Below are 12,777 nucleotides of genomic sequence, written 5' to 3'. Positions count from 1 at the left end.
TATGGACTGTGTATTCTGTAAGATAATTTCTGGGGAGAGAAAAGGTAGAAAGGTCTATGAGGATGATCTTGTGTATGCCTTTGAAGACATAAACCCTCAGGCGCCTGTGCATGTTCTGATAATCCCAAAGAGACACATCCCAACTTTACTTGATTTGACAGACGAAGAAAAAGACCTGATCGGTCATCTTTACATTGTAGCAAATAGGATTGCGAGGGAAAGAGGTATTGCAGAAAGGGGGTTCAGGATAGTAACAAACTGTAATCCTGAGGCAGGACAGTCCGTTTACCACATCCACCTTCACCTCCTCGGTGGCAGAAGGATGCACTGGCCACCGGGGTAATTGATAGAGATTATGCTTGATATACTTAAGAAAGGTTCTGGGGCACTACAAGGATTCTTCAGCGTTGGTCTTAATACTAAATTCCTTATTACTATCGGGATTGTAATAACCATCACACTCTGCACAGCATTCCACTTGTTATCAAAAAAACAGGAAAGACAGATACTCTCACAGGTAGAAAAACAGGCTCGTATACTTTTTCAACAGATTATCATCACGAGAAAATGGGTAGCATCTCATGGTGGTGGTGTTGTCTATGTTGAGAAGCTCCCTGGTGTAAAAAGCAATCCTTACCTTCCTAAGGCCGATATCATTGGTAAGGGTGGAAGGGTTTATACAAAGCGAAACCCCGCCCTTGTAACAAGAGAGCTCTCGGAATACGCTGCAAAAGAAGGGTTATACTGGTTTCACATAACAAGTCTTAAACTGATTAATCCTGATAATGCACCTGATGATTTTGAGAAGGAGGCTCTCATTGCATTTGAAAAAGACTCACAGAAGGAATTCTCCAAAATAGAAAGTATCAAAGGGAAAAAGGTATTTCGTTACATGTCTCCACTTTATATAGGGGAGGAATGTCTGCAATGTCATGCAGCACAGGATTATAAAGTAGGTGATGTAAGGGGTGGAATCAGTGTATTTATGCCTATGGAAGACGTAGAGATGGCTATCCGCTCGAATACTACGATGATGAAGATTACAGGTGGTCTGACTATATTCTTTGTATCACTCGTTCTTATGTTCCTGATAAGGTTTTTTGTTGTGAAGCCTATAGGTAAACTGAAAAAGGATTCAGTCAGGATTGGAACAGGTTCATACGGAACATTCTCTCCACTTAAAACAGGCGATGAGATAGAGGAACTCAGCACAGCCTTTTATGAGATGGCTGACAAGCTGAAGGAATATCACACAACCTTAGAAGATAAGGTAAAGATAGCTACAGAGGATCTTGCTGAGGTAAATAAAAAACTTATCGAGGCAAACAGAAGACTTGAGGAATTAGATAAGAGAAAATCCGCTTTCATGGCAGACATCTCACATGAACTGAGGACGCCATTGACAGCCATAAGGGGTGCGATGGATTATCTTATTGCAAAGTCAGATGGTGGAACGACCCCATTCTTAGAAATTGTTAAGAATAATGCAGACAGACTCACACGGCTTGTTAATGACCTCCTCGACCTCTCAAGGATTGAGATGGGGACGATAGGAATGATGTTAAAACCATATGATATATCAACCCTTATCAATGAAATAGTTATTACCTTTCAGCCATTAGCGAGTGAGAAAAAGATTGAATTAGAGGTGAGTACCAAAAGGGGACTTGTAACCTCTATAGATGAAGACAGGATAAGGCAGGTGCTTATAAACCTTATCTCTAATGCTCTACAATTTACACCTGAAGGGGGAAAGATCACTGTGAGGGCATACGAAGAAAATAGTAATGTAGTTGTGAGCGTTAGCGATAACGGAACAGGTATTGCACCTGAAGATCAGGAAAAGATATTCGAAAAGTTTCATAAGGTTAAGGACTCAGGAAGTAGGGGTGCTGGTCTTGGTCTGGCGATATGCAAAGGGATTGTTGAGGCTCATGGTGGTAGTATCAGGGTTGAAAGTGAGGTAGGTAAGGGGAGCAATTTTGTCTTTACGCTACCCCGTGTTAGGAGTTAAGAGTTGAGAGTTAAGAGTTAGATGGAAAGCGAAAAGATACTTCTCGTAGATGATGACTTAGATATCCTTAAAGTTCTAAAGGCAAACCTCGAACTTCAGGGTTTTGAGGTAGCATGTGCATCGAGAGGTAAAGAGGCAATAGAATATGTCTCAAAAAGCTCTCCTGATCTTATAATACTCGATTTAATGCTTCCCGATATGGACGGTATGGAGGTATGCAGAAGGCTCAGGCAGGATTCGCCCATTCCTGTAATTATGCTTACAGCAAGAGACAGTGTTTCTGATAAGGTTCTCGGATTAGAGATAGGGGCTGATGATTATGTTGTTAAACCATTTGAGACCATCGAACTTGTTGCAAGGATAAAGGCATGTCTCAGAAGGCAAAGACGGAAGATTCCAGCCGAAGTTGTAATTGAAGATCTAAGTATAGATTTCACAAAGAGAGAGGTGAAGGTTAAAGGGGAAATTGTTGAGTTAACCCCGAAGGAGTATGAAATCCTCAAAACACTCATATCACACAGAGGAGAAGTCTTGAGCCGCGATTTTCTTCGCCACCATGTATGGAAAGATTCCCACCTGTATGAATGGAGCCGTGTAATAGATGTCCACATCCAGCATCTCAGAAATAAGATAGAAAAAGACCCTTCTAATCCTGAATATATCCTGACCGTTCCTGGCGCAGGATATAGATTCAAGGACTAACCCCTCAAAAGTTTACCCCGTTAGAAAGAAAGTCTCACCCTTTTAGGCAGGGTAAAGAACATATAAAGCTTTCTAACGGGGTTTACAATATTTACATAATCTTTACACACATTAACAGCACATTTGCAAAAAGATGGTTTAGGATTATTATATTAACTTCTCTGCCTAAAGGAGGTGAAAAGGTGGATGGATCCAGATCGAAGAAGGTTATCTTATTTATTGTCATTGCTGGCGTCGCCGGAGTTGCCGTGTTTCTTTTCTTCTTGATTGGTCCACCAAAACTAATGGCAAAGACTGACGAACCTGATTTTTGTGTTAAGTGCCATGTTATGGAATCCCAATACGAGTCTTGGATACATGCGGGGGCTCATAGGAGAAAAAAGTGCGTCGACTGCCATTTGCCCCATGAGAACAAAGGAATCTATTATCTCGAGAAGGCGAGATACTGGTTGAAGACGGGTTTGGTTTTCTATTCCGGCAGGGTTCCAGAAGAGATTAAAGTGTCATCTCGTGGAAGAAAGGTTTTACAGACTAACTGTGTAAGATGTCACGATATAACGCTGTTGCCCGCAGACACAGAGAGAAGATGCTGGGACTGCCATAGGAGAGTTACACATAAACTCACTGGCATAATAAAAACATTTTAAAGAAAGGAGATTTACATGATGAAAAAAAGAAACTATTTGATATTAGCTATGTTCGTAGTGATTGCGTCCGTAATAGTGTTATTATACGGTTGCCCTCCATCCAAGATCGAACCGGTCAGACCAGTAAAGATCGCAGACGGCGAGATCGATCCTGCCAAGTGGGGTGAGGCATATCCGATCAATTATGAGTCGTGGAAGAAGACAGAAGAGCCCACGCCTGCGGGAAAGAGCAAATACAAAAGGGGCTGGGATACAGACAAAAAAATCTACGATAAACTGTCTGAATTTCCGTTTCTGGCGCTCCTGTATAATGGGTGGGGATTTGGTATCGAATACAACGAGTCGAGAGGTCACGCATATATGGTAAAGGATCAGATTGATATTGACCCCTCAAGAGTAAAACCTGGTGGTGTTTGTCTCTCCTGTAAGAGTCCTTCCGTTCCCAATCTCAAAAAGGAGTTGGGTCCTAATTACTTTAAGGTATCTTATAAGGAAGCGATTAACATGATTCCTGAAAAGATTAGGGAACTTGGAACTGCATGCATTGATTGTCATGATAACAAGGACATGTCCCTTAAGCTATCAAGGGATTTCTTGATAGCAGCATTGAAGGATATGGGAGTTGATCCCGGGAAATTAACACGCCAAGATATGAGGAGCCTTGTCTGCGCCCAGTGCCATGTCACCTACATCATACCAAGGGATAAGGACATGAAACCAACGGGTCTTTTCTTCCCATGGCAAGGAAGCAAGTGGGGAAATATTAGGGCTGAGAACATCATCAAGAAGATGCGCAGCGATCCCGCTTACGGAGAATGGAAACAAGCTGTTACAGGCTTTAAAATGGCATATATCCGTCATCCGGAATATGAACTTTATGCAGACAATAGTGTTCACTGGAAAGCAGGGGCAGCCTGTGCAGACTGTCATATGCCATATACAAAGGTTGGTTCCTATAAAATACATGACCATCGTGTGATGAGTCCTCTCAAGAACGACATGAAGGCATGTATGCAGTGTCATACTGAGACCGCTGAGTGGTTAAAGGAACAGGTGATAGCGATTCAGGACAGAACCGTATCCCTTATGATGCGGGCAGGTTATGCTACGGCGACAGTGGCAAAGCTTTTGGAGATAACACATAAGGCTCAAGCAGAAGGGAAGAATATTGATAAGGCTATCTATGACAAAGCCAAGGACTACTCCGAAGAGGCTTTCTACCGTACGAACTACATCGTGGCTGAAAACTCGGTTGGCTTCCACAATCCTACAGAGGCAACAAGAATCCTCGGTGATGCTATTGCTTTTGCAACAAAGGCTGAGGGATTGCTCAGACAAGCCCTTACTAAGGCAGGTGTGGCTGTGCCTCTGAAGGTAAACCTCGAACTGGAGAAGTATCTGAATAACAGGGGCGAGAAGAAACTCAAATTTGATGCGAAAGTCGAATTAAAGGATCCTTTTGGTATTCAGGACAAATTTTAATTTTAATAGGGAGCGAGGAGTGAAAGGTTTAAGAAACTCTTCACTCCTCACTTCTTATGAGGGAGTTGATTATGAAGAGATGGGCAATTTTGTTTATCCTCGGTGCTGTATTCATCGTCTTTATCTCAACAGATTGCTACGGAAGCAGCAGTGGTGGAGCACCAACTGCGATGTGTTATGAATGTCACCAGTCACCCGTATCAGCAGACATAAAAATAGAAGGACTCCCCAAAAAATATATCCCGGAAAAAACTTATACCATTGTTATCACCGTCACGAGCAGTGTTAAGAGCGAAGGCGATAATAAGGGTGGATTTTCTGTAGAGGTATCAGGAGGAGAACTGGTAGTGATGGATGAGAAGAATACACAGATTTCTAATAGTTTTCTCACCCAGACAGCCGAAGGTGTAAAGCAAAGAAAATGGAAGATAGGATGGAAAGCTCCTGAGGAGAGAAAGGATATTACTATGGGGGTATCGGCTATTGCAGCTAACGGTGACTATTCTCCTAATGGTGACGGCTTTGCAAGGGCTGAATCTACAATATCAGGGAGGTGATGATAGATGGAAATAAGTAGAAGGGAATTTTTAAGATTAAGTGCAATATCAGCAGGACTTGCAGCGGCTGGAATATCAAATCCACTCTTACTTGAGGCTGCAGCAGATATCAAGACATTCCCCGTTGGTCAGTGCAGATACTGTGCTGTTGGCTGTACAATGCTCGCTGATTGCGAGGTGGATGCAGCAGGAAAGGTCACGAAGGTGATAGCCATAAAGGGAGATCTTAAAAGTCCAGTAAACAGGGGTGTGCTTTGTACAAAAGGGTTCTATCTCCATAAGGCTATTGCTTACAAAGACAGGCCGAAAGGTGCCCTTATCAGAAAAGAGTGGATTAACCCTAAAACAGGCAAGCCTGATTTAAACAGCTCCCCGAGGGTTCTGGAAGGTAAAACCACGAAAGACCCTCACGGTTTAAAGCCTTCTGAAATTGACATGAAGGATAACTTTGTAGAGATTCCGTGGGAAGACGCCATAGAGTTTGTTGCTGATGCAGTGGAAATGTCTGTTAAGAAATATGGCAAGCACAGTGTGGCATACTATGGCAGTGGCCAACTCGGCACGGAAGAGACCCATATAATGAACAAGACACTTAAAGGCGGAGGTATGCTTGCCAATAACGCTATTGAAGGACAACCAAGGATGTGTATGGCATCTGCTGTTGTTGGCTATCTTTATACCTTTGGAAAGGATGAGCCCTACGGAAGCCTTGATGATATAGATGTGCCTGATCCTGATTTTGGTAAACATGCCGATACATTTTTCCTCATCGGCAATAATACAGCAGAAGCGCATCCAATAATCTTTAACAGGATTGCTGCAGTAAAATCAAAGAATCCCGATAAGATTAAGATAATTCTCGCAGACCCGAGGAAGACCCGTTCAGGAACCATCGCTGATTTATGGCTTCCCTTCGCAACAGGTAGAGACCTTGTCCTTATAAATTCCCTCGCATATGTAATTGCTCATGAGCTTGATGGTGCAAAGGGCGACATTGAAAAGGGCACAGTTGATGCAAAATGGAAATATCTGGACAAGAAGTTCATAATGAGGCATGTGAGCTTCGGTATCCATGAAGATGTCAAGAAGACATGGGTAAGGACCACATATGGCGGCACAAGGGACGCTGCATGGGACCTTACATATACAAATACACCAAGGAAAGTATATCCTGACCCTAAGAAAAAATATGCATCAGAGGAGGAGATAGAAAAAGACCTGATGAAAGGTTTTGTCATCTTCCTTAAGTTTCTTGAAGACTACAAGCCCGAGAAAGTCTCTGAGATAATCTTTGAGGGTGAATCACCACTTCTCTATGACAGAAAGACAAAGACCTGGAAGAAGATAAGCGGTCCAGAGGCACTGAGGCTTGCTGCAAAGTGGTATGCAGAGGGATATACTACATCAATGTGGTGTATGGGAGTTAACCAGAAACTGCAGGGTACATGGACAAATGCATCACTCCATATGTTAAATCTTATTACAGGTAAGGCAGTTAAACCTGGCAGACATTCATTTAGCCTTACAGGACAACCTAACGCCTGCGGAGGAATCAGGGCACCTGGAGCGCTCTGCCATGCACTGCCATATGGAAGGCTTGTTGTAAATCCGATTCACAGAGCTGCGGTTGAAGAGATATGGAAAAAGAGAGCAACTGTATATCTGAAGAAACATGGTATGTCAGATGCAGAGATAGAGAAAGAGATGACAAAGATAAAGATACATGATAAGCCCGGTCCACATACTGTTGAGATGTTCAGGAGACTCGGTGCAGGACAGATAAAGGTAATGTTTAATTCAACCGTCAACTCTGGACAAAGTTTACCATATTCCTGGCCTTACAGGCTTGCAATGGCGGGTGCAAAGAAAGGAGAGTCATGGCCTCTAACTGTCACCCTTGAGGCATTCCCAAATGCAACAACAATGGTCTCTGATGTTGTGCTTGGCGCCTCAAGCTGGTATGAGAAGGAGTTTAAGTACGGAAACCTCGAAAGAAGGTATCAAATAATCAAACAGGTTATTGAGCCTTACGGAAACACAATCCCTGACCATACAATCTTTGCCTTGATAATGAGGAGGCTTGAGGAGAAAGGAATCGTTCCAAAAGGTCATGTATCCCAGTTCTGGCCAGAAGAATATGATGGCCCATATTGGATGAAAAAGACCATTGAGGCTGGAAAGACAAAGGACTGGAACAGGAAGTTCTCAGCCAATATATGGGAAGAGATTAGAGACCTGACAAGAGGGACTTACTATGACTTTGCAGGTATGCACCGCGACATGATGTTGCAGAGAAACTGGGGCTACAGGCAGCCGCTCCCTGAATCTTATCACACAGACCCTGATGTGAAAAGGAGATATGACAAATACGAATCCCGTATACAGTTTGCTTATCCTTATGACCCGCATATAGACCCAAAGACAAAGGCCTACCTGACAGGTATCAAAAAATTCAATCCTGTATATGGTGTATGGCTTGAGAAAAATCTTAATGAAGAGAAGGCAGATACCGAATACCACAAGGAACATAACCTTCCTGAGGGCTGGTATGCGAGCTGGTATGGTTCCAATGTCTTTATTCACGGAATGGTGGATGACCCGACAGAGAAAGGGAAGAAAATACCTGTTATTGATGGTCGTGCCATTGCATGGGCAAACCCATGGTGTGCATGCAAGTTTGACGGCAAACACTTTGTGAAGTATAAGACTGTTGAGGTTATTGAGAGGGTATTCAACCCAGGCAAGGTCAACGAAAACAGTGCACTGCCATTTGATATAAAAGCTAAATACACGGTTAATGTTATTGGTGACCCTGATAGGGACATGAACGCCCTGAAGAACATAGCCCTGAGCCCTGCGGAATTCCATAATTTAAGACACGAGTATACAAAGGCAGATGGAAGCAAACTACTCATCATTGACACCACCGACTTTAAATATGGTGCATGCACAGGAAGGGTGATTGAGCACTGGCACTCTGGCAGTATGACAACAAGGGTCAAGGAGCTTTCAAGGGCGGTCCCCGGTGCTTATGTGGAGATTAATGAAATCCTTGCTAAGAAGCTGGGCATCAAGAATGGTGATTCAGTGATTGTTGAATCTCCAAGGGGTAGGATTGAGCTTCCAGCTAAGGTGCTTAATGTTGCACAGGCAACAGGCGGACCAAGACATGATTATGTGTTTGTGCCGTGGTTCGACGAATACAAACTCATAAACATGATTATGAGGGATGCCTTTGACCCGTTCAGCTTCCAGGCAGATTATAAGATGTTTGCAGTGAAGATTTACAAGGGTAAGACAAAAGGCAGACAGGCAGAGCCTGGCAAGGTTGTCGTTTAACCTTGAAGATTCCCATTTCTGGAGCATAAGGTAAGGGCGTATGCATACGCCCTTATTTATTTTTTATTATGGCACATAGCCTTACGAGAAGAGACTTCCTTAAAGTATCAATCCTTACAGGTGCCACTCTGATAGTCGGAGATAGACCCCCCTTTTTAGAAAACGCTGCTTATGCAGCAAAAGAAGAGTTCATTGGTCCACTTCCTGATATAGATATTGGTGGTTTGATAAGGCCGCCAGGGGCATTGATAGAAAAAAAGTTCAGGTCAAAGTGTATAAGCTGCGGTGTATGTGTTAGTGTCTGTCATGTTATGAAGTATGATGCGATCGCAGTTGCAGGTTTTAACCCCCCTGTATCCCCCCTTACTAAGGGGGAATTTAAAGGGGGGTTGGGGAATTTCGGTACACCTTACATAAAGGATATGAGGGATTTCCCCTGTGCCTTGTGTATGGAGTGTCCAAAACACTGTCCAACAGGTGCATTAAAAAAGATAGAAAAAGAGAAGGTAACAATGGGAATAGCCCTTATTGATTTTTCCCTCTGTTTCGGCTGGAATGGTGATGTCTGTCTATCATGCAGCAAGGCATGCCCAATGGGTGCAAAGATATTTGATTTCTACAATGGCGAATGGGGTAACCAACCATATATAAATGAAAATTGTGTTGGATGTGGACTATGTGTTAAATATTGTCCACTCGGAGGTTCAGCCATAAAAGTGGTTACTAAGATGCAGTATGAAAAAGTAAAACTGACTTATCTAAATAAGTTTAAAGGTCTCTTAGCAATGTCCAATGAAGAGAGATACAATATTGTTTATGGTCAGAATCTCCCACAGATTATGGCGAGAGGGAGGTTAGTTGAGCGTGAATATCGTTAAAGACAGTTATGAGTTAAGAGTTAAAAGTTATGAGTTAAAAGATAAAAAAACACTAAACTCCGAACGCCGAACGCCAAACTCATTACTGAATCTGTCTAAACTTAGAAGGATTGTCCTACTTGCGGTAATTATGTTATTCCTCCTTCAATTCCTCAGGGTGAAGGTGCTTGTTGGCGGACTTAGCGGCTCTGTTGCTGTCTGGTTTGTAAGACTCATTGATGTATATGCCTATTTCGAAAGTCTTATTGCATCGAAAGACTTTACTTTTGAGGCGTTGATTGCTGTGCTTCCAATCATCGGGATTTATCTCATCTTTGGGAGGGCATTCTGTGGATGGGTCTGTCCCATTGATTTCCTCTATGAGGTAGTGGATAAGATAAAATTCAGAAGCCAGAAGTCAGCTCGCCCCGCTTCGCAGAGCGAGGCCGGGGAAGTCAGAAGTCAGAAAAAGATTTTAGACATTTCTCCAAAGATAGGTTATGTAATTGCAGTGACTTTACTCGTTATCTCTGCCCTAATAGGCATCCCATTTTTTACAAATTACCTCTCCCATCTCACAAACTTCTTCAGGGCAATCACAGGTGGTGTTTATCTTGCCCTTAACCTTCCTGTTGATAAAACAGTCCTGATATTTTCAGGGGCTGTTATATTTTTTCTTTTAGTTCTTGAATATTTCTCTCCGAGGCTTTGGTGCAGGGTATTATGCCCTGTTGGGAAAACCTATGGCCTTTTTAATAAAATAAGTCTGATTAAACTCAAGTTCGTGGAAGGGGAATGCGGTGAATGTAATCTCTGCGAGCAGGTATGCCATATGAATGTGAAGATAACCCCTTATTTAGACCAACAAGGTCTGAGGGATATAAACTGCATCTACTGTGGTAGATGTGTAGAGGGCTGTGGGACAAAGGGAAAACTTATAAAAATAAAACTATCCCCACTGTCATCCCGACCCCGTAGTAAATACGGGGGAGGAATCTCGTCTTGAGACTTCGGCGTGAGCTCAGTCGAACGCTCAGTCGAACGATTGCTTCTGGACTTTGTCCATCGCAATGACACTGTGAAGAACCGTAGGAGGTAACGATGATAATAGCAAGTGGATTTGTTGAGGTAAATGAATTAAATGATGTGGAAAGGGTTGTAAGTGAGTTGAAAATGAGAGAGATCGAGGTTAATGAGGTTAGAGAAGAGAAGATAGTCTTTCTTGTTGAGAGGGAGACTATCGCTGAAGTCAAAGCAGAGTTGGATTCTTTTAAGGATATTGATGGCGTAAGAAATGTCTATCTCGCCTACTACAGTGCCGAATGAGAACATCTGTTTGACTTTCTTGAACTTTTTCGTTTATTCTTTAATGAGATAAACAGGAGTCTTAGTTTTGCGGGCTAATATCATTATCAGACCAGGTAGAATAGAACTCCATGAGGTAAAAATTCCAAAGCCCTCTTATGGAGAGATACTGGTAAAGGTTAAGGCAGCGCTGACCTGCGGGACAGACCTGAAGGCATTCAGCCGGGGGCATCCAGTAATTCCAATGCCCGGAGTCTTCGGACATGAATTCTCAGGGATAGTTGCTGCTGTTGGCAAAGGGGTTAAGAGATTTAAGAAGGGTGATGAAATAATGGCAGTCCACAGCGCCCCATGCCTTAAATGCAGTTACTGTAAAAAGAGACTTTACAATCTCTGTGAAAAGATAATGGATACAAAGGTACTTGGGGCATTTTCAGAATACATCTTACTTCCCCCGCATATCGTGAGGCAGAATGTGTTGCATAAACCAAAGAATCTGACTTTTTCAGAGGCTGCGTTCCTTGAACCACTCTCATGCGTAGTTCACGGTATGCATGACCTTAATATCAAAAAAGGTGATAAGGCATTGATAATCGGTGCAGGTCCAATTGGACTTCTGCATCTTCTCTTACTTAAAAACAGGGGAGCCGATGTGATAATCACAGGACTTGAGAAAAGAAGATTATCACTCGCAAAGAGTCTTGGTGCAGCATCAGCAATCACACCTGATAGACTCAAGAATGCTGTAGATAAATTCACAGACGGTTCAGGAGTTGACTATGTATTTGAATGCACAGGACAACCTGATGTATGGCAATCATCTGTGGATTATGTGAGAAGAGGGGGAACAGTTATACTTTTTGGAGGCTGCAAATCAGGAACCACCGTAACTTATGATACAGGAAGGCTGCATTATGATGAGATAACCCTGAGAGGTGTTTTCCATTTTACACCTGATGATGTAAGGAAGGCATACCGTTTTTTAAAAGATAGAAGGATACCAGTGTCAAGGCTCATTTCTGGAACTTTTCGATTAGAAGACACGACGAAGGCATTTCAGAAATTAATGAGGGGTCAAGGTCTAAAATATGCAATCATTCCCTAAATCTATTCCCTCGAGGCATAACGCCGGAATTATGCGGTGGCGGAACGCCATCCGCACGAGTGAGTTGTTATAACATCACCTATCCTTTTAAAATATCTTCTGCTGTGACAAAGGATACTTTTCCCGATCTTTCTTTCTTAACGAGTAGTTGTCCGATGCATTTAGAGTTCCTTGAGCTTTCCCTTCGCTTTTTCATCAAGTGCATCTTTGATCAGGAAATCCAACTTCCCTGACTCTGAATCTGCCTCAATCTGTTTATCCCATTTTTCCCAATCCTTTTCAGAAAACCACCTTCTAAAGCGGACGTATTCCTCTTCTGAGAGGGATTCAATCGCAGCCTCGATTTCTTCTACTTTTGACATATCTAATCTACCCCCTTTTTCTATAAATCCTTTAAATTCCTTCCAATAGCGTAAGCTTGTTCTAAGTATTCTGGATTTTTTAATACCGCTCCTTTCTCCATTATACCACTAAAGAAAGACACATGTATTATTATTAACACCAAGACAATCAAGAAGGCGATTGTAAAATTCCACTAATACTTCGGATTCAAAATCTACATCCTTTTGGTTCATAGGCGTTACAATAATAGCCTTCTTTCCAGCGATTAACTCCCTGTTCTGTAAATGGTAAGACCCTGATTTGTCGAGTATCAGCGAAATTCCCCAGTTAGTATCAAAATAATTCCCCACCTGGTATCAGAATAATTCCCCAGTTAGTATCAAAGTAATTCCCCACTTTTTCCACAATAGTGATATAAGATTTCCTG

The 12,777-nt window shown here is 42.5% G+C and carries 13 protein-coding genes; 11 read left to right on the top strand and 2 right to left on the bottom strand.

Annotated elements, in window-relative coordinates:
- Window position 1 precedes the first annotated feature (1 nt).
- From AB1488_00760 to AB1488_00710, 11 genes are all read left to right on the top strand, one after another.
- Window positions 2-343: a histidine triad nucleotide-binding protein gene (locus AB1488_00760; protein ID MEW6408630.1), complete on the top strand. Its 342-nt coding sequence runs from the start codon at window positions 2-4 to the stop codon at window positions 341-343.
- Entirely contained in the window at window positions 344-2,014 is a 1,671-nt protein-coding gene (locus AB1488_00755; GenBank protein MEW6408629.1) for an ATP-binding protein, read from the top strand. It begins immediately after the preceding gene.
- 21 nt (window positions 2,015-2,035) lie between these two features.
- A complete protein-coding gene (locus AB1488_00750) occupies window positions 2,036-2,716 on the top strand; it encodes a response regulator transcription factor (protein MEW6408628.1) in 681 nt (226 codons plus the stop codon).
- A gap of 182 nt (window positions 2,717-2,898) precedes the next feature.
- A complete protein-coding gene (nrfH, locus tag AB1488_00745; protein ID MEW6408627.1) occupies window positions 2,899-3,363 on the top strand; it encodes a cytochrome c nitrite reductase small subunit in 465 nt (154 codons plus the stop codon).
- Between the two features lie 18 nt (window positions 3,364-3,381).
- Complete coding sequence (locus AB1488_00740) at window positions 3,382-4,845, top strand: ammonia-forming cytochrome c nitrite reductase subunit c552 (protein MEW6408626.1); 1,464 nt, start codon at window positions 3,382-3,384, stop codon at window positions 4,843-4,845.
- Between the two features lie 71 nt (window positions 4,846-4,916).
- Window positions 4,917-5,402, top strand: coding sequence for a choice-of-anchor V domain-containing protein (locus AB1488_00735; protein ID MEW6408625.1), 486 nt, complete (start codon window positions 4,917-4,919; stop codon window positions 5,400-5,402).
- A 6-nt stretch (window positions 5,403-5,408) separates the two neighbouring features.
- A complete protein-coding gene (locus AB1488_00730; protein MEW6408624.1) occupies window positions 5,409-8,741 on the top strand; it encodes a molybdopterin oxidoreductase family protein in 3,333 nt (1,110 codons plus the stop codon).
- 68 nt (window positions 8,742-8,809) lie between these two features.
- A complete protein-coding gene (locus AB1488_00725) occupies window positions 8,810-9,619 on the top strand; it encodes a 4Fe-4S dicluster domain-containing protein (protein ID MEW6408623.1) in 810 nt (269 codons plus the stop codon).
- Window positions 9,606-10,604, top strand: coding sequence for a 4Fe-4S binding protein (locus AB1488_00720; GenBank protein MEW6408622.1), 999 nt, complete (start codon window positions 9,606-9,608; stop codon window positions 10,602-10,604). The genes AB1488_00725 and AB1488_00720 overlap by 14 nt, the downstream gene beginning before the upstream one ends.
- A 95-nt stretch (window positions 10,605-10,699) precedes the next feature.
- The gene (locus AB1488_00715; protein ID MEW6408621.1) at window positions 10,700-10,924 is read left to right on the top strand and encodes a chaperone NapD; all 225 of its coding nucleotides are present in this window, start codon (window positions 10,700-10,702) and stop codon (window positions 10,922-10,924) included.
- A gap of 67 nt (window positions 10,925-10,991) precedes the next feature.
- Complete coding sequence (locus AB1488_00710; protein MEW6408620.1) at window positions 10,992-12,008, top strand: zinc-binding dehydrogenase; 1,017 nt, start codon at window positions 10,992-10,994, stop codon at window positions 12,006-12,008.
- Between the two features lie 161 nt (window positions 12,009-12,169).
- On the opposite strand, the gene AB1488_00705 is transcribed toward AB1488_00710, so the two are convergent.
- Window positions 12,170-12,370: a hypothetical protein gene (locus AB1488_00705; GenBank protein ID MEW6408619.1), complete on the bottom strand. Its 201-nt coding sequence runs from the start codon at window positions 12,368-12,370 to the stop codon at window positions 12,170-12,172.
- Window positions 12,371-12,478: 108 nt separating this feature from the next.
- Window positions 12,479-12,700 carry a hypothetical protein gene (locus tag AB1488_00700; protein MEW6408618.1) on the bottom strand — a complete coding sequence of 74 codons (222 nt, stop codon included), beginning with the start codon at window positions 12,698-12,700 and terminating at the stop codon, window positions 12,479-12,481.
- Window positions 12,701-12,777: the final 77 nt, after the last annotated feature.

The sequence above is a fragment of the Nitrospirota bacterium genome, from assembly GCA_040756155.1.
Classification (GTDB): Bacteria; Nitrospirota; Thermodesulfovibrionia; order JACRGW01; family JBFLZU01; genus JBFLZU01.
This window is presented reverse-complemented; position numbering and strand designations above follow the sequence as displayed.